This window comes from Kluyvera ascorbata ATCC 33433, from assembly GCF_000735365.1.
GTDB lineage: Bacteria > Pseudomonadota > Gammaproteobacteria > Enterobacterales > Enterobacteriaceae > Kluyvera > Kluyvera ascorbata.
Map to the genome: position 1 here is coordinate 31838 of NZ_JMPL01000018.1, position 23994 is coordinate 55831.

The following is a 23994-nucleotide window of genomic DNA, read 5'->3' on the forward strand; positions in this document are numbered from 1 at the left end:
TAAAAATTATTCAGAACAGGCGAGAACAACGATGCAAACACAAAAACCTATGCTCGAGCTTCTGACCAGCGATGCGATTTACCGTGAGAATCCGACCGCGCTGTTCCATCAGCTGTGCGGTGCACGCCCGGCGACGCTGCTGCTTGAATCAGCCGACATTGACAGCAAAAACGATTTAAAAAGCCTGCTGCTGGTCGATAGCGCGCTGCGCATCACCGCGCTCGGCGATACCGTCACTATTCAGGCGCTGTCCGATAACGGCGCTTCCCTGCTGCCGCTGCTTGATGCCGCGCTGCCAGCGGGTGTAGAAAACAACCGCCAGCCGACCTGCCGCGTGCTGCGTTTCCCGGCGGTCAGTACGCTGCTGGATGAAGATGCTCGCCTCTGTTCGCTGTCAGTGTTCGACGCCTTCCGTCTGTTACAGGAGCTGGTGACCGTTCCGCAAAACGAACGTGAAGCGATGTTCTTCGGCGGTCTGTTTGCCTATGACCTGGTCGCGGGCTTCGAAGACCTCCCGCAGCTTGAAAACGACACCAGTTGCCCGGACTACTGCTTCTATCTGGCCGAAACGCTGCTGGTGATTGACCACCAGACCAAGAACACGCGTATTCAGGCGAGCCTGTTTACGCCGTCCGAATCCGAGAAAGACCGTCTGCTGCAGCGCATCGCCCAGGTTCGTCAGCAGTTGAATGAACCGCCGTCAGCACTGCCGGTACATGAAATTAAGACCATGCGCTGTGAAACCAACCAAAGCGATGAAGCGTACGGCGACGTAGTGCGTAAGATGCAAAAAGCGATTCGCGCCGGGGAGATTTTCCAGGTGGTGCCGTCCCGCCGCTTCTCGCTGCCGTGCCCTTCTCCACTGGCCGCCTACGACGTGCTGAAGAAGAGCAACCCAAGCCCGTACATGTTCTTTATGCAGGACAACGATTTCACACTGTTCGGCGCGTCACCGGAAAGCTCGCTGAAATATGACGCGACCAACCGCCAGATTGAGATCTACCCGATTGCCGGTACCCGCCCGCGCGGCCGCCGCGCCGACGGTTCGCTGGATCGCGACCTCGACAGCCGCATTGAGCTGGAAATGCGTACCGACCACAAAGAGCTCTCCGAGCATCTGATGCTGGTTGACCTGGCGCGTAACGATCTCGCGCGTATCTGTACACCGGGCAGCCGCTACGTCGCGGACCTGACCAAAGTGGACCGCTACTCCTTTGTCATGCACCTCGTCTCCCGCGTGGTTGGCGAGCTGCGTAAAGACCTCGACGTACTGCACGCGTACCGCGCCTGCATGAATATGGGCACCCTAAGCGGCGCACCAAAAGTGCGCGCCATGCAGCTGATTGCCGCCGCTGAAGGCAAACGTCGCGGCAGCTACGGCGGCGCGGTGGGCTACTTCACCGCACACGGTGACCTTGATACCTGCATTGTTATCCGCTCCGCCTTCGTTGAAAAAGGCATTGCGACCGTTCAGGCGGGCGCTGGTGTGGTACTCGACTCCGTTCCACAGTCTGAAGCCGACGAAACCCGTAATAAAGCTCGTGCGGTTCTGCGCGCCATCGCCACCGCTCATCATGCACAGGAGATTTTCTGATGGCTGACATTCTGCTGCTCGATAACATCGACTCTTTTACCTACAACCTGGCAGATCAGCTGCGCGCAAACGGCCACAACGTGGTGATTTACCGTAACCACGTCCCGGCACAGACCTTAATTGACCGTCTGGGTACCATGGATAACCCGGTGCTGATGCTCTCCCCTGGCCCCGGTGCACCATCTGAAGCAGGCTGTATGCCGGAACTGTTGACCCGCATGCGCGGCAAGCTGCCGATTATCGGCATCTGCCTCGGCCATCAGGCGATTGTTGAAGCCTACGGCGGCTACGTTGGTCAGGCTGGCGAAATCCTGCATGGCAAAGCCTCCAGCATTGAACACGACGGCCAGGCGATGTTTGCCGGGTTAACCAACCCGCTGCCGGTGGCGCGCTACCACTCGCTGGTCGGCAGCAACATTCCGGCAGGCTTAACCATCAACGCCCATTTCAACGGTATGGTGATGGCGGTACGTCACGACGCGGATCGCGTCTGCGGCTTCCAGTTCCACCCGGAGTCTATCCTGACAACCCAGGGCGCACGCCTGCTGGAACAGACCCTGGCATGGGCGCTGCAGAAGCTGGAGCAAAGCAACACCCTGCAGCCGATTCTGGAAAAACTGTATCAGGCCGAAACCCTGACTCAGCAAGAAAGCCACCAGCTGTTCTCCGCCGTGGTGCGCGGTGAAGTGAAGCCGGAGCAACTGGCCGCTGCGCTGGTAAGCATGAAAATTCGCGGCGAGAGCCCGAATGAAATTGCCGGTGCCGCCACTGCCTTGCTGGAGAACGCCGCGCCGTTCCCGCGCCCGGACTACCCGTTTGCCGATATCGTCGGCACCGGCGGCGACGGCAGCAACAGCATCAACATTTCCACCGCCAGCGCCTTCGTTGCCGCGGCGTGTGGTCTGAAGGTCGCCAAACACGGCAACCGCAGCGTCTCCAGTAAGTCTGGCTCTTCCGACCTGCTGGCCGCCTTCGGCATTAACCTTGATATGAACGCCGACAAATCACGTCAGGCGCTCGACGAACTGGGCGTGTGCTTCCTGTTTGCACCGAAGTATCACACCGGTTTCCGCCACGCGATGCCGGTTCGCCAGCAGTTGAAAACCCGCACCCTGTTTAACGTGCTGGGACCGCTGATTAACCCGGCACACCCGCCGCTGGCGCTGATTGGCGTCTACAGCCCAGAACTGGTGCTGCCGATTGCCGAAACCCTGCGCGTGCTGGGATATCAGCGTGCTGCAGTAGTGCATAGCGGCGGTATGGATGAAGTTTCACTGCACGCGCCAACGGTTGTCGCTGAGCTGAATAATGGCGAAATTAAAAGCTATCAACTGACCGCCGATGACTTTGGCCTCAAGCCTTATCATCAGGCCGAACTGGCTGGCGGCACGCCGGAAGAAAACCGTGACATTCTGACACGCTTGCTACAAGGTAAAGGTGAAGCTGCACACGAGTCCGCCGTGGCGGTTAACGTCGCCATGTTGATGCGCCTGTATGGTCATGAAGACTTAAAAGCGAACGTTCAGCGCGTACTCGACGTATTACACAGTGGTGCAGCCTACGACCGCGTCACCGCATTAGCGGCAAGAGGATAAGAAATGCAAACCGTATTAGCAAAAATCGTTGCCGATAAAGCGATTTGGGTAGAAGCCCGCAAACAACAACAACCGTTAGCCTCGTTCCAGAATGACGTACAACCAACCCAGCGCAGCTTCTATGATGCGCTGCGCGGCACCCGCACCGCCTTTATTCTGGAGTGCAAAAAAGCCTCTCCGTCGAAAGGGGTGATCCGCGATGATTTCGACCCGGCGCGCATTGCTAACGTTTATAAGCACTACGCTTCGGCAATTTCCGTGCTGACCGATGAGAAGTATTTCCAGGGCAGCTTCGACTTCCTGCCTATCGTCAGCGGCATCGCGCCGCAGCCGATTCTGTGCAAAGACTTTATCATCGACGCCTATCAGATTTACCTGGCGCGTTTCTACCAGGCAGACGCCTGTCTGCTGATGCTCTCCGTGCTGGACGACGAGCAGTATCGTCAACTGGCGGCGGTGGCACACAGCCTGAACATGGGCGTGTTGACCGAAGTCAGTAATGAAGAAGAGCTGGAACGCGCCATTGCGCTGAAAGCGAAAGTCGTCGGCATCAACAACCGCGACCTGCGAGACCTGTCCATTGACCTTAACCGCACGCGCCAACTGGCACCGCGCCTGGGTCACGATGTCACGGTCATCAGTGAATCTGGCATTAACACCAACGCTCAGGTACGCGAGCTGGCGCACTATGCCAATGGCTTCCTGATTGGCTCAGCGATGATGTCCCATGACGACCTCAATGCCGCCGTGCGCCGCGTGCTGCTTGGCGAGAATAAAGTGTGCGGACTCACGCGTGTAGAGGACGCACAGGCCGCCTATGAAGCCGGTGCCATTTACGGCGGTTTGATTTTCGTTCCAACGTCACCTCGTGCGGTCAGCGAAGACCAGGCGCGAGAAGTGATCAACGCGGCACCGCTCTCCTACGTTGGGGTGTTCCGTAATACGCCTGTGGCGGATGTCGTTGCACGTGCCACTGCGCTTGAGCTCAGCGCCGTTCAACTTCACGGTGACGAAGATCAGGCCTATATCGACGCCCTGCGCGCCGAACTGCCCGCCAGCGTGCAAATCTGGAAAGCGCTGAGCGTCGCCGACACGTTGCCTGCACGCGACCTCAACCACGTCGATAAATATGTTTTCGACAACGGTCAGGGCGGTTCCGGGCGGCGTTTCGACTGGGCACTGTTACAAGGTCAGGATCTGAGTAATGTGATTCTGGCCGGTGGTTTAAGCGCAGATAACTGCGTGACCGCCGCCAAAAGCGGCTGCGTCGGACTGGATTTCAATTCAGGCGTAGAGTTACAACCGGGCATTAAAGATGCCAGCAAACTGGCCTCGGCATTTCAAACGCTGCGCGCATATTAAGGAGCAATAATGAGCACTTTACTGAACCCCTATTTTGGTGAATTTGGCGGGATGTACGTTCCGCAGATCCTGATGCCTGCCCTGCGCCAGCTGGAAGAGGCTTTCGTCAGCGCCCAGAAAGACCCTGCGTTTCAGGCAGAGTTTACCGATCTGCTGAAAAACTACGCGGGTCGCCCAACGGCGCTGACCAAGTGTCGTAACCTGACAGAAGGCACCAAAACCACGCTGTACCTCAAGCGTGAAGATTTACTCCACGGCGGCGCGCACAAAACCAACCAGGTGTTGGGTCAGGCGCTGCTGGCGAAACGCATGGGTAAAACCGAGATCATCGCTGAAACCGGCGCTGGTCAACATGGCGTGGCGTCTGCACTTGCCTGCGCCCTGCTCGGCCTGAAATGCCGCATCTATATGGGTGCGAAAGATATTGAACGTCAGTCGCCGAACGTGTTCCGTATGCGCCTGATGGGCGCGGAGGTTATCGCGGTACACAGCGGCTCCGCTACCCTGAAAGATGCTTGTAACGAAGCGCTGCGCGACTGGTCTGGCAGCTATGAAACCGCGCACTATATGCTCGGCACCGCAGCAGGTCCGCACCCGTTCCCAACCATCGTGCGTGAATTCCAGCGCATGATTGGTGAAGAGACCAAGGTGCAAGTCCGTGAAAAAGAAGGTCGCCTGCCGGATGCGGTCATTGCCTGCGTCGGCGGCGGTTCTAACGCCATCGGCATGTTCGCCGACTTTATCGATGAAACCAGCGTCGGCCTGATTGGCGTTGAACCTGCCGGTCACGGTATCGAAACCGGCGAACACGGCGCGCCGCTGAAACACGGTCGTGTGGGTATCTACTTCGGCATGAAATCGCCGATGATGCAGACTGATGAAGGCCAGATTGAAGAATCTTACTCGATTTCTGCCGGTCTGGACTTCCCGTCCGTTGGGCCACAGCACGCCTTCCTGAACAGCATTGGCCGCGCCGAATACGTATCAATTACCGATAACGAAGCGCTGGATGCCTTCAAGGAGCTCAGCCGCCACGAAGGGATTATCCCGGCGCTGGAATCCTCCCACGCCCTGGCTCACGCGCTGAAAATGATGCGCGAAAATCCAGAAAAAGAGCAGCTGCTGGTCGTAAACCTGTCCGGTCGCGGCGACAAAGACATCTTTACCGTACACGATATTCTGAAAGCGCGAGGGGAAATCTGATGGAACGCTATGACAACCTGTTTGCTCAACTGAAGTCCCGCAAGGAAGGCGCGTTTGTTCCCTTCGTCACGCTGGGCGACCCGAACCCGGAGCAGTCGCTGAAGATTATCGACACGCTGATTGCCGCCGGTGCTGACGCGCTGGAGCTGGGGATCCCGTTCTCCGACCCGCTGGCGGATGGCCCAACCATCCAGAACGCGACCCTGCGCGCCTTTGCTTCAGGCGTTACGCCGACCCAGTGCTTTGAAATGCTGGCGGCCATTCGTCAAAAGCATCCGACGATTCCGATTGGCCTGCTGATGTACGCCAACCTGGTCTTTAACCGTGGTATCGATGAGTTCTACGCCGAATGCGCTCGCGTAGGCGTCGATTCGGTGCTGGTTGCCGACGTGCCGGTAGAAGAGTCCGCGCCGTTCCGTCAGGCCGCGATGCGCCACAACGTTGCCCCTATCTTCATCTGCCCGCCGAACGCTGACGATGAACTGCTGCGCCAGATTGCCGAACACGGCCGCGGCTATACCTACCTGCTCTCCCGTGCAGGCGTCACCGGTACCGAAACGCGCGCCGCGCTGCCGCTGCACCATCTGGTAGAAAAACTGGCCGAGTACAACGCGGCACCGCCGCTGCAGGGCTTTGGGATCTCCGCGCCGGATCAGGTAACCGCGAGCATCGAAGCGGGTGCTGCCGGGGCTATTTCGGGTTCCGCGATTGTTAAAATCATTGAGCGCAACGTCGAGAAGCCTCAGGTGATGCTCGACGAGCTGTCAAACTTTGTGAAAAGCATGAAAGCGGCGACCAAAACCGCATAATCCCTCTGGCCGCCTGGCGCTCGTCAGGCGGCTTATTGCTGCTGTAAGCTGTCGGCATATTTGCGCGTCAGCGTGAACAGCGCCTGTACCTCATCCGGTGACCAGTTTGCCAGCACCTGATTCATCAGTTTCTGTCGCGCCCGCGCAATCTGCGCAAAAATCGCCTGTCCCTGTTCGCTCAACGTCACTTCGCTAATTCGCCTGTCGTTCGCGTTCGGCTGCTTGTGCGCCAGCCCCTGCGCTTCCAGCTTTTTCACCTGACGGCTGACGGTGGTGTAATCCCGCCCAAGATTATCCGCCAGCTCCACCACGCCTATCGGCCCACGGCGGCCAATCGCCACCAGCAGCGGAAACAGCAGCTGTTCCAGCTGAACGCCCGCGGCCTGTAACAGCTGCTCATCGCGGGCGGGCTGGTTCATTACACCGATGATATCCAGCAGCGCGCCGTGAAACGTCGTAATGTCATAATCATTATGTGCACATTGCATATATTTTCCAACCGAGTATAGTGCCGTTATCTGATATGTGCATTTTACACATAAATACCCTATGGAGACAAAATTATGAAAGCAGCCGTGGTCTTTGACCTCGCCCAAGGCCCTATTTGGGCCGATTTTAATGAACCGCAGGTCGGCGAGCAGCAAACGTTAATTCGCGTACGCGCCGCCGCGATTAGCCATGTTGTTAAGAGTCGCGCTTGCGGGAAGCACTACAGTTTTGACGGCACGCTGCCGTTTGTCGTCGGTATCGACGGCACCGGCACACTCCCCTCTGGCGAGCGGGTCTATTTCGCCTTCCCCGCGTCTCCGTGGGGCAGCATGGCACAATACGCGCCCGTTGCTTCCCAGAACTGCTTTGCGCTGCCGGATGGCTTAGACGATGTGACCGCCGCCGCGATGGCAAATCCGGGAATGTCCGCATGGGCAGCGCTGGTCAAACGCGCAAAATTTGAGGCGGGTGAAACCGTGCTGGTGAACGGCGCGACCGGCAGCGCGGGACAGCTCGCGGTGCAGATTGCTCGCTACCTTGGCGCAAAAAAAGTGATTGCGACCGGGCGCAATGCCAGTGCACTCGCCGCGTTGAACGCCGATGCCACTATCCTGCTAACCGGCGATGACACCGCTCTCAGCGCCGAGTTTGCGGTGCAGGCCAATCAGGGCATTGACGTGGTTATCGATTATCTTTGGGGACATAGCGCCGAGCTGATGCTGCCTGCGCTTGCCAAATACAGCCCGGGCAACGCCCCCCTTCGCTATGTTCAGGTGGGGTCACTTGCAGGAAGCGATATTGCGCTTAACAGTGCGGTATTGCGCTCTGCCCCATTACAGCTGATGGGAAGCGGTATTGGCAGCCTGTCGATGCCTCAGCTTTTGCAGGCAACCGGCGAAATGTTACATGCCGCCGTTGCCGGTGGTTTTACCATCGCCACCACCCCCGTTCCCCTGCGCGATGTCGCCTCCGCATGGTCGCAGGACAACAGTCAGAAACGCACCGTTTTCACCCTCGATTAAAAAAAATCGCTTTCACACAAAAGATAGGGTTGATATCTTAAATGAGAAATATTATCTTTCTCATTACCGAATAGTTGAGCAAATCACTCAGGTATTCGGTACGACATTGCTCACATTGCTTCCAGTATTTTTGCCCGCATTCTATGCGGGCTTTTTTTTGGCCCCATGCCAGCCCCGGGGTCGGCGTAAACGCCTCGCCCGGGCTACGCGAAGCGCCGCCGGGAGCAGCCCCTACCAACAATTGTCTCGCCCGTATTCATTAGACGTCGTAGTATAAAAACTCCTCGCCCCGATGGAGTTACCCATGTCAGAGTCCCACAACATTCTCGCCTTCGCCTTCGTGTCACTCGGCATGGCGCTTACCCCTGGCCCTAATATGATCTACCTGATTTCACGTTCCATTTCTCAGGGGCGTGCTGCGGGGCTGGTCTCACTTGGCGGCGTTGCGCTGGGCTTTATCTTCTATATGGTCAGCGCCGCCTTTGGCTTAACCGCGCTGATGATGGCAGTACCCTACGCCTATGACGCGCTGCGCATTGCCGGCGTCATCTATCTGCTGTGGATGGCATGGCAGTCGGTACGCCCCGGCGGGCGCTCACCGTTCCAGCTAAAAGAACTGCCTAAGCACAGTCCGCGCAAGCTGTTCCTGATGGGCTTTCTGACCAATCTGCTCAACCCCAAAATCGCCATCGTCTACCTTTCTCTCCTGCCGCAGTTTATTAACCCCATGCAGGGCAGCGTGCTGACGCAGTCGCTGATGCTGGGCATGACGCAAATCGTTATCAGCGTGTCAATTAACGCGCTAGTGGCAATTTCAGCGGGCACCATTGCGCTATTTCTGGTGCGCCGTCCGTCGTTTGGCACCATCCAGCGTTGGTTAATGGGGGGCGTATTAACGGGGCTGGCGATTAAGATTGCCACTGAATCCCGCCGCTAGCGGCGGGAATTATTCCACGACAACTTTCACTTTTGGCTTCGACAGCAGAATTTTCACAAGCTCGGGTAAAGAGACCGGTTTATAAAAATAATACCCCTGCAGGAACGTGATGTTGTTACGGCTGAGATAGTCAAGTTGGGCCTGCGTTTCGACGCCTTCCGCGACAATGCTGATAGAGAGTTTTCGTGCTAGCTCCAGTACGGAGTCGAGGATAAGCGTGGAGTCCTTATAGGCATTCACCCTGCCAACAAAGCTCTGATCGATTTTGATGTAATCGATATGCAGGTCGTGCAAATAAGAGAGCCCGGAGTATCCAGTACCAAAATCGTCGAGCGCGATAGTAAACCCGCTTTCATGTAGCACGTTCAGCGTCTGAATCAGGTGCTCATCGACATGCAGCGGCTCGCGCTCCGTCACTTCAATCACCAGATTCAGATCTTTTCGTATGAAATTCTTTTTATATTCAAGGCACTCGGCAACAAACGTTGGCGAAGTTATATGCGATGCGCTGAAATTAATCCCCACATGGAACCCTTCCGGCAGCTTGCTTTCAATTGCATTCATATGCGCCACGACCTGAGTCATCAGGCTACGCGTCAACGCAACGATCAGCCCTGACTTTTCGGCAGCAGGAATAAAGACCGAAGGCGAAATAAAGCCCGCTTTCGGATGCTTCCAGCGCGCCAGCACCTCAATACCCCGCACGGTACCCTCCCTACCGTTCATGATAGGCTGATAGAAAGGCACAATTTCACCTTTCGCGATGGCCCTGCGCAATGACTCTTCTGGGGTTGTGCTTTTGTTAAGGTATTTGTACAGCGCGTAGGCGGCAATGCAGGACATCAACAGCAAGAAGATAAGGATCCCACCGCCCTGGTGAATCAGGCGGCTCGCGCTAAACAACGGTGGGAGATTGTACTGAATGCTAAAAGGATAGGCAGTCGCCTCGATGGTGCCGCGCCCGGGTGCATTTTCCACCCGCGTAGTAATATCGCCGCTCATGCCCATCACCTGATTGCCCACCGCTAACGAATAGTTTACGTAGCGTAGGGGCGTATTCATGGCGTCGCGTATATTGCGATCGCTGACGCTAACAATAATGCGTTTTCCCGCAAAATGTCGTTGAAATAGCATCACAGGCCGGTTATCAACCGCATTTTTTGCGGGAATCAGCGACAGCTCTTTTTCGGGGATCGTATCCAGGTGTCGAAGCAGCACATTATTACCGGGCAACGACGTACACCAGACCTTCTCCTCACTGAGGATTACTAACGTCCTTAGGTGCGGCTGCACCGCCGCCTCGGTCCCCAACTGGTATTGCCCTGCGGAATCACATCCCCGAGTGCTAACCTCAACCGCTACGCGAGTTGCATCCTTTGCTTCGTTAAGAATAGTGGCAATATTTTGTGCAGCATAACGCGCGCCAGCTAAGCGATCCTCCCGAAGCGAATACCAGAGCTGGGCATTAAGAATAAAAACACCGGCAACCAGAAGAAGTATCGCGGCACAGACGGGAATGAGGATATTGCGCATTAACGTCACCAGGCCGTGAGTAAGGAAACCGTAGCGTTGTTGGTTATACCGTAAGCATGGTCGATAACACGCAGAAATGCCATACACGACAGGCTGCGGCTATTTAAGGTTCCTCAGAAATTTATTTAGCACCTCCGAGCGAATGATTCTGTGGCATACCAGCGTTAACTCGCTCTCCGCAAGCTTGTCGATGATATCCACATAAATAACATTCTCGACCCTGACTGCCTTGGCAGAAGCAGGTAATAACGCAATGCCGAATCCCGCCGAGACCAGGCTAATAACGGCAAGGACATCGGTCACGTGTTGTATCACCTGAGGCTGGAACCCCGCGCTGTTACAGGCATCATAGAAGAATTGTTCCAGCCCTACGCCTTCTGGGTCATGCAAAGAAATCCATTTGTCGTCTTTAACGGAGGAAAGCGTCAACGCCGAAGAGGTGGACAAGGGATGCTGCGTATAGAGCGCCAGTACCGTTTTTTCTGAGGTAAAAGGTCGGCTTTGCAGATCATCCGGTAACGCCGGAAGCGGCGCGCGGATGATGGCAACATCCAACTGGTTATGTTGCACGGCGGCGTACAACGTTTGCACATTCCCCGTCATCATTGACAATGAGATAGCGGGCCATTGCGCATGCAGCCGACGCAGGTCGCCTGGAAGTTTACCGTCGAGCATCACGCTTGGTACGCATCCGAGATTTAAAATGCCCTGTTCCCCTCTGGCCGTTTGCCGGGCATCGATCACCGCCTGCTCCGCCATCGACACGGCAATCCTGGATTTATTGAGGAATGCTTCACCGGCTGGTGTCAACGTTAAGCGCCTATTTGCCCGGCTAAACAGCGTAACGCCTAAGCGTTCTTCCAGGGTTTTAATCTGCTGGCTCAGCGCAGGCTGCGCCATACTCAAACGCTCTGCGGCTTTGTGCATATGGAGCTCTTCGGCCACGATGATGAAGTTGCGCATCAGTCGAAATTGCATACGTTCCACCGAGAAAATGATAATAAAATTCTTATCAAAATAGCATGAATGATGCAATTGATGGTATTTCGCATTCGGATGAGAATGGGGTTAACGACAATCAGGAGAAGCACATGGAAAACCAGATTAACGATCTCAGAAGCGCCATCGCGTTGTTACAACGCCACGACGGTCAGTATATTGAAACCGACCACCCAGTTGACCCTAACGCGGAACTCGCAGGCGTTTATCGTCATATTGGCGCCGGCGGCACGGTAAAACGTCCAACACGCATTGGCCCTGCGATGATGTTCAATAGTATTAAAGGCTTTCCAGATTCTCGTATTCTTGTGGGAATGCACGCCAGCCGGGAGCGCGCCGCGCTGCTGTTAGGCTGCGAACCATCCAAACTCGCCCAGCATGTCGGTCACGCGGTAAAAACACCGGTTGCGCCCGTCGTTGTCCAAGCCTCACAGGCGCCCTGCCAGGAACAGATATTCTACGCTGACGACCCTGATTTTGACCTGCGCAAACTGCTTCCAGCGCCGACCAACACGCCGATTGATGCAGGCCCGTTTTTCTGCCTTGGCCTGGTGCTAGCGAGCGATCCAGAAGATGCGTCGCTCACTGACGTTACCATTCACCGCCTCTGCGTGCAGGAGCGTGACGAGCTCTCCATATTCCTCGCTGCCGGGCGCCATATCGAAGTCTTTCGCAAAAAAGCGGAAGAGGCAGGAAAACCGCTGCCGGTGACCATTAATATGGGGCTCGACCCGGCTATCTATATTGGCGCTTGTTTTGAAGCCCCGACCACGCCATTTGGTTATAACGAACTGGGCGTTGCAGGCTCGCTACGTCAGCATCCTGTTGAACTGGTTCAGGGTGTCTCCGTACGGGAAAAGGCCATTGCGCGTGCAGAGATTATTATCGAAGGTGAAATCCTGCCAGGCGTGCGAGTCAGAGAGGATCAGCATACCAATACCGGACATGCAATGCCGGAGTTCCCAGGCTACTGCGGCGGCGCTAACCCCTCCTTACCGGTTATCAAGGTCAAAGCTGTGACCATGCGTCACCACGCTATCTTGCAAACGTTGGTGGGGCCTGGCGAAGAACACACCACGCTTGCCGGTCTACCGACGGAGGCCAGTATTCGTAATGCTATCGAAGCGGCTATTCCAGGATTTCTGCAAAACGTTTATGCTCACACCGCAGGCGGCGGTAAATTCCTCGGTATATTGCAGGTGAAAAAACGTCAACCGTCTGATGAGGGACGTCAGGGGCAGGCAGCCGCTATCGCTTTAGCCACCTACTCCGAGCTTAAGAATATTATTCTCGTCGACGAAGACGTGGATATCTTCGACAGCGACGACATTCTTTGGGCCATGACGACCCGAATGCAGGGCGATGTCAGCATCACAAATCTGCCGGGGCTGCGCGGGCACCAGTTAGATCCATCACAATCGCCAGATTACAGCCATTCAATCCGTGCAAATGGCATTACCTGTAAGACCGTATTTGACTGCACCGTACCGTGGGCGTTGAAATCCCAGTTTGAACGCGCCCCCTTTATGGAGGTTGACCCTACACCGTGGGCACCAGCGCTTTTCCAAAAATAGGGCAAGTCACGCCACTCTTCATCCCTTTTGGGGTGAAGAGGTACCAGGTCGCCTGGGCGGCATTGCCAGCGTTGTAGTCACAGGATGAGAGTGGATCAGTTACTTTGCACTGTGCCTTGCTAATAAATAACCCGCTAAGGTGGGTTATTGGCTATTTACCAGATTTCTCGCCATTGTCTTACCGATACACAGTGATGTTCATTCATTTTCCGCCTGACAAAGCTCGGATGATATTCGTATCGAAAGAACTGGTGTACCTGAAGACTACTACGCATGTTCAACACTTTTACCAGCCGATTGACGCGCATATAAAACAGCTTGACGCTTATTCCCATTACCCTTGCGGCTTCATTCATTGAGTCATTGAGCAAAAGCCCATAGACCGTCGTTTTATCGCGATGGGTAAAATTATCCATATTTCGGCGCGCCAATAATAAACGTATTGCGACTCCGTAGCTTATACCAGGGCAATCACATATTACTTCATGATACTTCTCGATTGGAGCATGACTCTCTATAGAAACGAGTGACACCAGCGCCCGAGAAACCGCAGAAGAATTACCGATGAAAATAAATCGATTTACATCATTATTACGTCGAACATAACGCAGGACTTCAAGCAGAGAATGGCAGGAAGTCAGGTCGATGATACAGGTATCCTGTGCGAACTGGTTTTGCTGATATAACGTTTCAAGTGCAAAGCGTAAGAATTGATTACGAGTCTCAATATAATAATTCACAGTCATTTTCCATCAATCAGGAAGAGGCCAGCTATCTCCCCAACGTTAATCTATTATTAGAAGCTGAAACGAATATCAGCTATATCCTGAGTTTTTAGACATAACGATACAGACTCAGGCCGACAATCCTTTTGCTGGTTAGAAAGGGCATCATGGCAAGCGACTCTATTTATCGTTTCGTCTATCCCGCTCTGAATAGCGGTTGACATCAATCCTACTTACCCAGCCCTACCACAGCAATTTGTATTGATATTTATCCATTATTCAAATTTTTATTCTTAAATATAAATAAAATACAAACCATTTATCCGTATGCGTTGTTGGATTGATCTTGTATGAGATAATGGAGAAACGTAAACAACGGGCATATCTACAAGTTAATTGTGTGTCGATATCTTCCCCAGCGGTGTATGGAGACACGTAATGGTGTTCAGAATTGGCTCATTAATTATGTATCGAACCGATGATGGAGCTATGTGGCTCGCGGCAGATGAATCTACCGTCATCACGCTAACGGTGACGATGAGCAGATTGCTTTCTTTTCTCCTGGCGCGCAGAGGTCAGGTCGTTGCTCGTGATGAAATTCTGGAGAATGTCTGGGATGTTTATGGTCTGCGCTCGTCAAATAACACGCTGAATAAATACATCTCTGAAATAAGAAAACAGTTCGTTGCTTTTGGTCTGCATGATGAATGTATCACGACCATCCCACGAATCGGGTTTATGTTCAGCAGTGACGTAGACGTCCAAATTATTCAGGAGAGCACCAATACAACTTTAGCCAACGTAGCCAATAATGCTGAGGTTGGGGAGAGCAAGTCTAAAAACCATAAAGGAATTAATTATTTCTATTCTGTATTAGTCATAACGTTATCATTGGTCGTCGTCTTGATGAGTCTTTTAGTCCGTGAAAAAACGCACTTACTTGACGAGAATAACCCCATTGAGAAATTATCGACTTATCATCTGTTTGATTTTAAAAACTGCCCTGTTTATACCACTCAGAAAAATACAGATTCATTATCTGAAAATAAAAAAGACATTTTCATAAAAATGGTCACTAAAGAGGGACTATCTTGCCTGCCAGGGACAGTATTTCTTTACCAGGTATCAGAGTCATATCTTTATGGTAAGGAAGGCCGGGTGTTTATTAACCGCTGTACAACAAACAGTGATGGTTTTATTTCATGTTTGAATTACTACTGGAATGGTTATGAACAAAGTCAGTAACCCGGTGATGTATTTAACCGCTATCATTGCGATAGCCTCACTTCTGCTGTCGGCATACTTGCTCTTCACGCGTCAACCGCGAGGCAGCATGAATGTCGATTGTTCAACTATGCTACAAATGGCCTATAAAGACCCTGACCTAACGGCCACCATCAATCTCACCTTCCGATTGCACCGAAACCATACTGGACAGGTTGCCCTGAGTGGGAAAATCAAACAAGACGATCGTACCCAGACTATCTCAAGAACGATGTTATTTGACTACGAGGTGAAGACGCCGGGTGAGATCTCATTAGATAACATGCGCTATGCCAAAAACCTGAAAGATTCAGTAACGGACGATGAGTTCAAGATGAATTTCTTTTATGTTCCCGATGGGCAAAAAAGAACCATAAAAATACGCGCCACCCGAAACGCCTATCTTATTGAAAACCTGCACTCCCCCGTTTTTCTATGTGTAAATACAAAGTTGTAGTATGAAGCGCCTGGACCGTTACAAAGATTCAGGCGGGAAAACGTGGAAAAAAAACTGGCCATATAACGACCAGTTTTGTCGGTGTTTTGCCGAAAATCAGAAGCGATAACCGGCGGAGAACATAAATACCCACGGATCCAGTCTGGTGCTGACATTCTGGTTCACGCCATTCGCTTTAAACTTCACGTTGGTGTCGATATCCATGTACCAGACCGACATATTCAGCAGCCAGTCACGGTTAATCAGATAATCCAGACCAACCTGCCCTGCGGCTCCCCAGGAGTCGTCGAGGCTCAGATCAGAAAGTCCTGCCTTTTTACCGGTGTCGTTAAAGTCGTTATCAAAGAAGGTGGTGTAGTTGATGCCCGCGCCGATGTACGGACGTACCTTGCTTTGCGCGTCGCCAAAGTACCACTGCGCCATCAGCGTCGGAGGCAGATGATGGACGGTCGCGATATCACCGGTAGGGCCGGTCCCTACTTTGTGACGAAACGGTGTCGCTGCCAGCAGTTCAATACCAATATTCTCCGTCGCCATATAGGTAAATGTCAGCCCTAATTGCGTATTGTTGCTGACATTAAAGCCACCGAGACTGCCCAGAACATTATCAGAGCCTTCTGTCGGTCTGACCGTCGCAGAACCCGCACGAATGAAAAATTCTCCCGCCTCGTGCGCCCAGACGCCGCTTGAAAAGGTACTCAAAACTAATGCAGCCATTGCTAACTTCTTCATATCCATTTCCTCGTTATGGTTTTTTCTAGCGCGGAGAATATACCTATAACGGAGTGCTTTTTGCTCGAGATAAGTCACACCAAATCATTATATTTAACATTTATTGATCTAGATTAATTTTTTGCCCACATCGAATTCACAGAATTTATATCTACATCAATTTCATAAATTTCGCGCAAATGATTTAACGCTGTACTCTCATAGCGATGAATGGAACAGTCTGATTTTTATACTTAATTATTCTATTGATGTTTGCTAATCGCTCTCATCAGGGATGGAACCCTCCGTCAAAAGGGCCTGACCTATAACCCCTGTTCGGTCACAACCCGCGCTAACCATTCCTGCCCGAACGTTGAGCGAAAATGGGGGAATCACGTTGCAGGACTCTCTGACACCGACATCATGAGTTCCTTTTTACAAAGATATACTTAGCCCAGCTGGCGTAGGGAGTGCTACGGCCACGCGATTTGCGGTACAATTGCCGGCTAATCAACACCTGCCATACTCAAGGAGAGTGCATGTCTATCACGGCGCAGTCCGTATACCGTGACACGGGTAATTTTTTCCGTAATCAGTTCGTCACCATCTTACTGATTGCTTTGCTCTGTTCATTTATCACCGTAGTGCTCGGCCATGCCTTTTCTCCGAGCGACGATCAGCTGGCGATGCTGACCACTGGGGATAATCTGGCGGGCAGCACCGGTCTGTTCGATCTGGTACAGAACATGACTCCAGAGCAGCAGCAAATCCTGCTACGCTCCTCTGCGGCTTCAACCTTCTCGGGGCTTATTGGTAATGCGGTTCTCGCGGGTGGGATCCTGCTGCTTATCCAGCTAATCTCCGCCGGACACTGCGTGAGCGCTCTGCGCGCTATCGGCGCAAGCGCGCCGGTGCTGCCGAAACTGTTTGTGCTTATTTTTCTCAGCACTTTCTTGATCCAGATGGGCATGATGTTGGTTATTGTCCCAGGTATTCTGCTGGCTATCGTGCTGGCGTTCGCGCCGATTATCATGGTGCAGGATAAACTTGGCGTGTTCTCTGCCGTTCGCATCAGTACGCGTCTGGGTTGGGCTAATTGGCGCCTTATCACACCGGCAGTTATCGGCTGGATGCTGGCAAAAACGCTGCTGTTGCTTCTGGCATCCAGCTTTGCCGTACTCACTCCTTATCTCGGCGCTGTGGTGATCAATACCCTTAGCAACCTCGTTTCGGCTTTGTTGCTGATCTATTTATTCCGCGTGTATATGCTTATTCGTCAATAAACTGATGCTGCCCATCGGTGGGCAGCGCTGAACTACGGAATCGAAGTATGAAGCAGTTTCTGGATTTCTTACCGCTGGTTGTCTTCTTTGCGTTCTATAAGATTTATGACATCTATGCGGCCACCAGCGCGCTGATCGTCGCCACTGCGGTGGTGTTGATTTACAGCTGGGTGCGCTACCGCAAAGTTGAAAAAATGGCGCTTATCACCTTTATTCTGGTGGCAGTGTTTGGCGGCCTGACTATCTTCTTCCATAACGATGAGTTTATTAAATGGAAGGTGACGGTGATTTACGCCCTCTTCGCTGGCGCGCTGCTGGTGAGCCAGTGGGTGATGAAAAAGCCGCTTATCCAGCGCATGCTGGGCAAAGAACTCACCCTGCCGGAAACCGTGTGGTCGCGGCTGAACCTGGCCTGGGCAGTATTCTTTATCTTATGCGGCGTAGCCAATATCTACATCGCCTTCTGGTTGCCGCAGGAAATCTGGGTAAACTTTAAGGTGTTTGGCTTAACCGCTCTGACGCTGGTCTTCACCGTGCTGAGCGGCGTTTACATCTATCGTCATATGCCGCAAGACGACCATAAGTAAGTACAGAGAAGAACCATGACTCAACAAAATGACGCGCCTCAGGGTGAGCTGGTATTACGCACTTTAGCGATGCCTGCGGATACCAATGCCAACGGTGATATTTTTGGCGGTTGGCTGATGTCGCAAATGGATATTGGCGGCGCCATTATGGCAAAAGAAGTCGCCCATGGCCGCGTAGTGACCGTTCGCGTGGATGGTATGACCTTCCTGCGCCCGGTTGCGGTGGGTGATGTGGTGTGCTGTTACGCGCGCTGCGTAAAACGTGGCAATACGTCAGTCACTATCAACATAGAAGTGTGGGTGAAGAAAGTATCGTCGGAGCCGATTGGCCAGCGCTACAAGGCCACCGAAGCGCTGTTTATCTACGTCGCGGTTGACCCGCAAGGTAAGCCTCGCGCTATCCCAAGTGCATAAAACAACAAGCCCGGCAATCTATCGCCGGGCTTGTTGTTTGTAGGCCGGATAAGCAAAGCGCCATCCGGCAGCATGGCCAACCTTAGAGGAAACCCAACACCTTCAGCACAAAGTAGCCAATCACGATGATGATAATCGGCAAAATATAGAGCGGGAAAAACTGTACCAGAATCGTGTGACGCGGCACTTCAACCCGTGCTTCCAGCGCTTCACGGCTCAGCCCTTCCGCCCCTTTCGCTTTCTCCAGGATAAGCTGATCGTTCACCCCTTCCCGCAAATACTTCGCCTGACGCGACATACGTGCACCGGAATCCTGCAGCGCCAGCGCAACAAAGATCAGCGCATAGATAATCCAGAACATAATATTCAGGCCGTTATGGAAATCCGGCTGCGGTGAGTTGTACCAAAAGACATTTAAGAATGGCGTATTGAAACGCATCATTTCGACCATCACGTGCACGAAGTCCATCATGACGGCATCGATTCCCGGCTGTTTAGCGCTGTGCTCGTACATGAATTTGAGTACGGAAATCAGCGTTGAAATCACTGCAGGAATAAAAATCACCCACCCGGCGATACGCTTCAGGATGGCAATGCGTCCAGCTTGTTGATACGTCATGGGTTCCCCTTGTTAAGACGCCTACGCTCGGGCTAAGTGCTTATTTAGTCTACCCGCTGAAGGTGACTTTCGCCCGACTTTACGCGCGATATGATATACCATTGCTGCACTCGATACCCTAAAGGAGAGGTAGTTATGTCCACCGAGCGTCAAATACGTGCCGCGATTTTCGATATGGATGGCTTATTGATTGATTCAGAACCGCTGTGGGATCGTGGGGAACACGAAGTCCTGAGCGAGTTGGGGGTAGACTTCACCCGCCGTCATGAGCTTCCGGATACCCGCGGTCTGCGTATCGATCTGGTCGTGGATCTCTGGTTCGGGCAACAACCATGGACGGGGCCGGATCGCGCAACCGTCGTTGAGCGCATTATCAGCCGCGTTATCTCCCTCGTGGAAGAGACGCGTCCGCTGCTGCCGGGCGTACGTGAAGCGGTAGCGCTTTGCAAAGCTCAGGGGCTGAAGGTCGGTCTCGCCTCCGCATCGCCGCTCTATATGCTGGAAAAAGTGCTGACCATGTTCGACCTGCGTGACCAGTTCGATGCGCTGGCTTCCGCCGATAAGCTGGACTACAGCAAGCCGCACCCGCAGGTCTACCTTAACTGTGCGGCACAGCTCGGCGTCAGCCCGCTCAACTGCGTGGCGCTGGAAGATTCTGTTAACGGGATGATTGCCAGCAAAGCTGCACGCATGCGCTCTATCGTGGTTCCCGCGGCTGAAAGCCAACTTGACCCGCGTTTCAGCCTGGCCGATATCAAACTGTCTTCCCTCGAATCCCTCACGCGCGAAAATCTTCTTGGGTAATGGTTGTGCGGGCATACATTATGCCCGCAAATGATAACCACCTCATAAAAATGAAACACTGTTTTATTTTTATTTGAATTTTCGACTACGCCCTTCTATGCTTTCGTCTGTAGGTCATTCTCATAACGATAAAAACCGCATACAGGGGTCGACATGATTCTTAACGCATTTAATCTGCAAGGCAAAGTGGCGCTCGTCACTGGGTGTGATAAAGGTCTGGGTCAAGGCATGGCGCTGGGGCTCGCTGAAGCCGGGTGCGATATTGTGAGCGTCAGCCGTCGGGTGCCGCAGGAAACCGCTGAAAAAGTGGCGGCGCTGGGCCGACGTTTATACGCGATTCAGGCCGACCTGAGTCAGGCAGAAAGCATCGCTGATATTGTGCCTGCGGCCGTTGCCGCGGCTGGCCGCATTGATATCCTGGTCAACAATGCCGGGACTATCCGCCGGGAAGACGCACTCACCTTTAGTGAAAAAGACTGGGATGAGGTGATGAATCTGAACATCAAATCGGTGTTCTTTCTCTCACAGGCCGTTGCCAGGCAGTTCATGAAGCAAGGTGACGGCGGAAAAATTATTAATATTGCCTCGATGCTCTCTTTCCAGGGCGGCATTCGTGTGCCATCCTACACCGCCTCAAAAAGCGGCGTCCTCGGCATCACCCGCCTGCTGGCGAATGAATGGGCGCAGCACCAGATTAACGTTAACGCGATTGCGCCAGGGTATATGGCTACCAACAATACCCAACAGCTGCGCGAAGACGCCGAACGCAGCAAAGAGATTCTTGACCGTATTCCGGCAGGCCGCTGGGGTTCGCCAGACGATCTGAAAGGCCCGGTGGTCTTCCTCGCCTCATCCGCCTCTGATTATATCAATGGCTACACCATTGCCGTCGACGGTGGCTGGCTGGCGCGTTAACTTTTTGACAAAGAGTTACACTGTAACCTCTTCCGCCTACTGTATAAAAACCCTATACTGTATGAATTTACAGAATAACGGGTTTTATCATGACGGCGGAAGGTCATCTGCTCTTTTCCATCGCCTGCGCGGTGTTTGCTAAAAATGCCGAGCTTACGCCAGTTCTCGCTCAGGGGGACTGGTGGCATATCGTGCCGTCGGCGATATTGACCTGTCTGCTGCCAGATATTGACCACCCGCGCTCGCTGCTTGGGCAGCGGCTGAGTTGGTTATCGAAACCCATCGCCCGACTCTGCGGCCACCGCGGGTTCACCCACAGCCTGCTCGCCGTTTTTGGCGCGTTGACGTTGTTCTATCTGAAAGTACCCGATAGCTGGATTGTTCCGGCCGATGCGCTTCAGGGGATGGTGCTGGGCTATCTCAGTCATATTCTGGCTGACATGCTTACTCCTGCTGGCGTGCCGCTGCTCTGGCCATGCCGCTGGCGTTTCCGCCTGCCCATTCTCGCCCCACGCAAAGGTAACCAGTTGGAGCGTGTGCTGTGCATGGCGCTATTCGCCTATGCCGTCTTTATGCCGCAGTCCCTGCCGGATAACGGCGCGGTCCGTTGGTCCTCATCAATGATTAATTTGCTGCAAACGGACTTCAACCGCTTTATCGGTCGCCACGTTGAGCAATAATCCAGCGAAATTCACACTTTTGGCATAATCAATTCCATTTGGATATAAGCGGACTAATACACTTCTGTTAACCTTCTCACATCCAGACAAATCTTTACGGATTTGATCTAAAAAACACACGTCGCGGCTGTCTTTATTGCCGCTGAACGCCGTGGATAATACTTCAGGAGAACGGGGATGAATTTTCCATTAATAGCGAACGTTATTGTGTTCGTGGTACTGCTGTTTGCACTGGCACAAACGCGCCATAAGCAGTGGAGTCTGGCCAAAAAAGTACTGGTCGGTCTGGTTATCGGCGTGGTCTTTGGCCTTGCGCTACAGATGATTTACGGTTCCGACAACCCGGTGCTGAAAGATTCTATTCAGTGGTTCAACATTGTCGGCAACGGCTATGTGCAACTGCTGCAAATGATCGTGATGCCGCTGGTCTTCGCCTCAATTCTGAGCGCCGTTGCCCGTCTGCATAACGCCTCTCAGCTCGGTAAAATCAGCTTCCTGACCATCGGTACGCTGCTGTTTACCACGCTGATTGCCGCGCTGGTCGGTGTGCTGGTTACAAACCTGTTCGGTCTGACCGCTGAAGGTCTGGTTCAGGGTACGGCAGAAACCGCGCGTCTGAACGCCATTCAGAGCAACTACGTTGGTAAAATTGCCGACTTGAGCGTGCCACAGCTGCTGCTCTCCTTCGTGCCGAAAAACCCGTTTGCTGACCTGACCGGCGCTAACCCAACTTCTATTATCAGCATCGTTATCTTCTCCGCATTCCTCGGCGTCGCCGCGCTGAAGCTGCTGAAAGACGATGAGCCGAAAGGCAAACGCGTACTGACCGCTATCGATACCCTGCAAGGCTGGGTCATGAAGCTGGTTCGCCTGGTGATGCAGCTGACGCCTTACGGCGTACTGGCGCTGATGACCAAAGTCGTTGCTGGTTCTAACCTGCAGGACATCATCAAGCTGGGCAGCTTTGTTGTCGCCTCTTATCTGGGTCTGATCATTATGTTCGTGGTACACGGCCTGCTGCTGGGTGCTAACGGCGTCAGCCCGCTGAAGTATTTCCGTAAAGTCTGGCCGGTGCTGACTTTCGCCTTCACCAGCCGTTCCAGCGCCGCTTCTATTCCGCTGAACGTGGAAGCACAGACCCGTCGTCTGGGCGTGCCGGAGTCTATCGCCAGCTTCTCTGCATCCTTTGGTGCCACTATTGGTCAGAACGGCTGTGCTGGCCTCTACCCGGCAATGCTGGCGGTGATGGTTGCGCCAACCGTAGGCATTAACCCGCTGGATCCGGTGTGGATTGCTACCCTTGTTGGCATCGTGACCGTGAGCTCTGCCGGTGTTGCAGGCGTGGGCGGTGGTGCCACTTTCGCGGCGCTGATCGTGCTGCCAGCGATGGGTCTGCCGGTGACGCTGGTTGCGCTGCTGATTTCCGTTGAACCGCTTATCGATATGGGTCGTACCGCGCTGAACGTGAGCGGTTCGATGACTGCCGGTACTCTGACCAGCCAGTGGCTGCGCCAGACCGACAAAGACGTGTTGAATAGCGAAGAAGACGCAGAGTTAGCCCACCGCTAACCTGCAGCCCGGCCGAGCGAAAGCGACGCCGGGGAGACTCCGGAGTCGGCATTACGCCTCGTCCGGGCTACAAAAAAACCGCTGGTTTGTATGCCAGCGGTTTTTTTATATCGGTATCACGCCGTTACGCGTCTATCTCCCCTTCCTGCCGCATCTGCACCGCCCAACGCTGGGCCGACTCCGGGATGGTGAACGCCTGAGAGCGACAAAACGCGCTGCCCATCAGCACAAACGCCACGTACTTGCCGCGCAGTAACCAGACATCGCGAAAGCCTTCGACTTTCACAGCGTGATCGGGCGGAGCGGGTTCAGTACGCGGTACATAGCTGATAATCTGCCGTTTTTGTTGGCGAAGCGGTTTCATAAGCAGTTAAATTCACAATCAGTAATAGCAAAAGCAGGAAAGTCTTATGATAGCAGGATTCACCCGAGCGCGTCATACACAAAAAAGCCCGGCAGGAACACTGCCGGGCAAGGGTTTAGGGGGTAAAACATCACTCTTCTTACACGTCGCGGTAGGTCCCGAGACGATAACCTCGTTCAGCAATCGCGTACTTCAGCGATTCAGAGGTCAGCACATCCAGTTCATCCAGACGCGGGTAGCAATACGCGCTGCCCATAATCGTCCGGTCGACAAACGCCGGATGGCACATCACTTCCAGAGATTGCTCATTACGTGCCATTGAGCTATCCAGCACCTTCAGGAACAGCGCTTCCGATACGGCATCACCGTAGAACTCACTGCTAAAGCTTTCGGTACTGCGCAGCCCTTCCGGTAACTCAAACGGATACGGAATAGTGCGGTCAACGCGTAACGCAATGCCTTTCGATTTCGCAAACTCGGCCACCA

At 53.5% G+C, this 23994-nt stretch carries 25 protein-coding genes; 17 read left to right on the top strand and 8 right to left on the bottom strand.

The window, feature by feature from the left end; genetic code table 11:
* Positions 1-31 precede the first annotated feature (31 nt).
* Genes GKAS_RS07140 through trpA form a run of 5 tightly spaced genes read left to right on the top strand, consistent with a single transcriptional unit; the run spans position 32 to position 6563 of the window.
* Positions 32-1594, top strand: a complete 1563-nt coding sequence (locus tag GKAS_RS07140) for an anthranilate synthase component 1 (RefSeq protein WP_035892950.1) — start codon at positions 32-34, stop codon at positions 1592-1594.
* Entirely contained in the window at positions 1594-3189 is a 1596-nt protein-coding gene (gene trpD, locus GKAS_RS07145; protein WP_035892952.1) for a bifunctional anthranilate synthase glutamate amidotransferase component TrpG/anthranilate phosphoribosyltransferase TrpD, read from the top strand. Before GKAS_RS07140 ends, trpD begins: the two co-directional genes overlap by 1 nt.
* Before the next feature lie 3 nt (positions 3190-3192).
* Positions 3193-4551 (top strand): bifunctional indole-3-glycerol-phosphate synthase TrpC/phosphoribosylanthranilate isomerase TrpF, encoded by a 1359-nt coding sequence (gene trpCF, locus GKAS_RS07150; RefSeq protein WP_035892953.1) that lies wholly within the window; start codon positions 3193-3195, stop codon positions 4549-4551.
* Positions 4552-4560: 9 nt separating this feature from the next.
* Positions 4561-5754 (top strand): tryptophan synthase subunit beta, encoded by a 1194-nt coding sequence (gene trpB / locus GKAS_RS07155; RefSeq protein WP_035892954.1) that lies wholly within the window; start codon positions 4561-4563, stop codon positions 5752-5754.
* The gene (gene trpA, locus GKAS_RS07160; RefSeq protein WP_035892955.1) at positions 5754-6563 is read left to right on the top strand and encodes a tryptophan synthase subunit alpha; all 810 of its coding nucleotides are present in this window, start codon (positions 5754-5756) and stop codon (positions 6561-6563) included. The genes trpB and trpA overlap by 1 nt, the downstream gene beginning before the upstream one ends.
* Before the next feature lie 32 nt (positions 6564-6595).
* On the opposite strand, the gene GKAS_RS07165 is transcribed toward trpA, so the two are convergent.
* Positions 6596-7051 (bottom strand): MarR family winged helix-turn-helix transcriptional regulator, encoded by a 456-nt coding sequence (locus GKAS_RS07165; RefSeq protein ID WP_035892957.1) that lies wholly within the window; start codon positions 7049-7051, stop codon positions 6596-6598.
* A 75-nt stretch (positions 7052-7126) separates the two neighbouring features.
* Between GKAS_RS07165 and GKAS_RS07170 the strand changes: the two genes are divergently transcribed.
* Positions 7127-8074, top strand: coding sequence for a quinone oxidoreductase family protein (locus GKAS_RS07170; RefSeq protein WP_035892959.1), 948 nt, complete (start codon positions 7127-7129; stop codon positions 8072-8074).
* A 304-nt stretch (positions 8075-8378) separates the two neighbouring features.
* Complete coding sequence (locus GKAS_RS07175) at positions 8379-9011, top strand: LysE family translocator (protein ID WP_035892960.1); 633 nt, start codon at positions 8379-8381, stop codon at positions 9009-9011.
* Positions 9012-9020: 9 nt separating this feature from the next.
* Here GKAS_RS07175 and GKAS_RS07180 read toward each other — a convergent pair whose 3' ends face one another.
* Both GKAS_RS07180 and GKAS_RS07185 read right to left on the bottom strand, forming a co-directional pair.
* On the bottom strand, positions 9021-10544 hold the full coding sequence (locus GKAS_RS07180; RefSeq protein ID WP_035892962.1) for an EAL domain-containing protein: 1524 nt from the start codon (positions 10542-10544) through the stop codon (positions 9021-9023).
* A gap of 99 nt (positions 10545-10643) precedes the next feature.
* Entirely contained in the window at positions 10644-11522 is an 879-nt protein-coding gene (locus GKAS_RS07185) for a LysR substrate-binding domain-containing protein (RefSeq protein WP_035892964.1), read from the bottom strand.
* A gap of 113 nt (positions 11523-11635) precedes the next feature.
* Here GKAS_RS07185 and GKAS_RS07190 point away from each other — a divergent pair, with 113 nt between their 5' ends.
* A complete protein-coding gene (locus GKAS_RS07190) occupies positions 11636-13117 on the top strand; it encodes a UbiD family decarboxylase (protein WP_035892968.1) in 1482 nt (493 codons plus the stop codon).
* 155 nt (positions 13118-13272) lie between these two features.
* Here the strand turns inward: GKAS_RS07190 and GKAS_RS24795 are convergent, their stop codons facing one another.
* Positions 13273-13857 carry a hypothetical protein gene (locus tag GKAS_RS24795; RefSeq protein ID WP_147281557.1) on the bottom strand — a complete coding sequence of 195 codons (585 nt, stop codon included), beginning with the start codon at positions 13855-13857 and terminating at the stop codon, positions 13273-13275.
* A 423-nt stretch (positions 13858-14280) separates the two neighbouring features.
* On the opposite strand from GKAS_RS24795, the gene GKAS_RS07200 reads away from it, so the two are divergent.
* Together GKAS_RS07200 and GKAS_RS07205 are read left to right on the top strand one after the other, a co-directional pair.
* On the top strand, positions 14281-15087 hold the full coding sequence (locus GKAS_RS07200; RefSeq protein ID WP_035892970.1) for a winged helix-turn-helix domain-containing protein: 807 nt from the start codon (positions 14281-14283) through the stop codon (positions 15085-15087).
* A complete protein-coding gene (locus GKAS_RS07205; RefSeq protein ID WP_051910732.1) occupies positions 15071-15562 on the top strand; it encodes a hypothetical protein in 492 nt (163 codons plus the stop codon). The genes GKAS_RS07200 and GKAS_RS07205 overlap by 17 nt, the downstream gene beginning before the upstream one ends.
* A 96-nt stretch (positions 15563-15658) precedes the next feature.
* On the opposite strand, the gene ompW is transcribed toward GKAS_RS07205, so the two are convergent.
* Positions 15659-16294: an outer membrane protein OmpW gene (ompW, locus tag GKAS_RS07210; RefSeq protein ID WP_035892976.1), complete on the bottom strand. Its 636-nt coding sequence runs from the start codon at positions 16292-16294 to the stop codon at positions 15659-15661.
* A gap of 518 nt (positions 16295-16812) precedes the next feature.
* Between ompW and GKAS_RS07215 the strand changes: the two genes are divergently transcribed.
* Genes GKAS_RS07215 through yciA form a run of 3 tightly spaced genes read left to right on the top strand, consistent with a single transcriptional unit; the run spans position 16813 to position 18557 of the window.
* Positions 16813-17556: a YciC family protein gene (locus GKAS_RS07215; protein WP_035892977.1), complete on the top strand. Its 744-nt coding sequence runs from the start codon at positions 16813-16815 to the stop codon at positions 17554-17556.
* Positions 17557-17603: 47 nt separating this feature from the next.
* Positions 17604-18143: a septation protein A gene (locus GKAS_RS07220; protein WP_035892980.1), complete on the top strand. Its 540-nt coding sequence runs from the start codon at positions 17604-17606 to the stop codon at positions 18141-18143.
* A gap of 15 nt (positions 18144-18158) precedes the next feature.
* The gene (gene yciA, locus GKAS_RS07225; protein WP_035892982.1) at positions 18159-18557 is read left to right on the top strand and encodes an acyl-CoA thioester hydrolase YciA; all 399 of its coding nucleotides are present in this window, start codon (positions 18159-18161) and stop codon (positions 18555-18557) included.
* A gap of 82 nt (positions 18558-18639) precedes the next feature.
* On the opposite strand, the gene GKAS_RS07230 is transcribed toward yciA, so the two are convergent.
* Positions 18640-19176: a YniB family protein gene (locus GKAS_RS07230; RefSeq protein ID WP_035892984.1), complete on the bottom strand. Its 537-nt coding sequence runs from the start codon at positions 19174-19176 to the stop codon at positions 18640-18642.
* A gap of 135 nt (positions 19177-19311) precedes the next feature.
* On the opposite strand from GKAS_RS07230, the gene hxpB reads away from it, so the two are divergent.
* The 4 genes from hxpB to GKAS_RS07250 all read left to right on the top strand — a co-directional run bounded on the left by hxpB (position 19312) and on the right by GKAS_RS07250 (position 23144).
* Positions 19312-19980 carry a hexitol phosphatase HxpB gene (hxpB, locus tag GKAS_RS07235; protein WP_035892986.1) on the top strand — a complete coding sequence of 223 codons (669 nt, stop codon included), beginning with the start codon at positions 19312-19314 and terminating at the stop codon, positions 19978-19980.
* Positions 19981-20133: 153 nt separating this feature from the next.
* Positions 20134-20895, top strand: coding sequence for a 2-dehydro-3-deoxy-D-gluconate 5-dehydrogenase KduD (gene kduD, locus GKAS_RS07240; RefSeq protein WP_035892987.1), 762 nt, complete (start codon positions 20134-20136; stop codon positions 20893-20895).
* An 89-nt stretch (positions 20896-20984) separates the two neighbouring features.
* Positions 20985-21575: a metal-dependent hydrolase gene (locus tag GKAS_RS07245; protein ID WP_035892990.1), complete on the top strand. Its 591-nt coding sequence runs from the start codon at positions 20985-20987 to the stop codon at positions 21573-21575.
* 177 nt (positions 21576-21752) lie between these two features.
* Positions 21753-23144 carry an L-cystine transporter gene (locus tag GKAS_RS07250; protein WP_035892992.1) on the top strand — a complete coding sequence of 464 codons (1392 nt, stop codon included), beginning with the start codon at positions 21753-21755 and terminating at the stop codon, positions 23142-23144.
* A gap of 124 nt (positions 23145-23268) precedes the next feature.
* On the opposite strand, the gene cedA is transcribed toward GKAS_RS07250, so the two are convergent.
* Both cedA and GKAS_RS07260 read right to left on the bottom strand, forming a co-directional pair.
* The gene (gene cedA / locus GKAS_RS07255) at positions 23269-23508 is read right to left on the bottom strand and encodes a cell division activator CedA (protein WP_035892993.1); all 240 of its coding nucleotides are present in this window, start codon (positions 23506-23508) and stop codon (positions 23269-23271) included.
* 139 nt (positions 23509-23647) lie between these two features.
* A partial coding sequence (locus tag GKAS_RS07260) for a ChbG/HpnK family deacetylase (RefSeq protein WP_035892994.1) occupies positions 23648-23994 on the bottom strand: 347 nt, incomplete at its 5' end.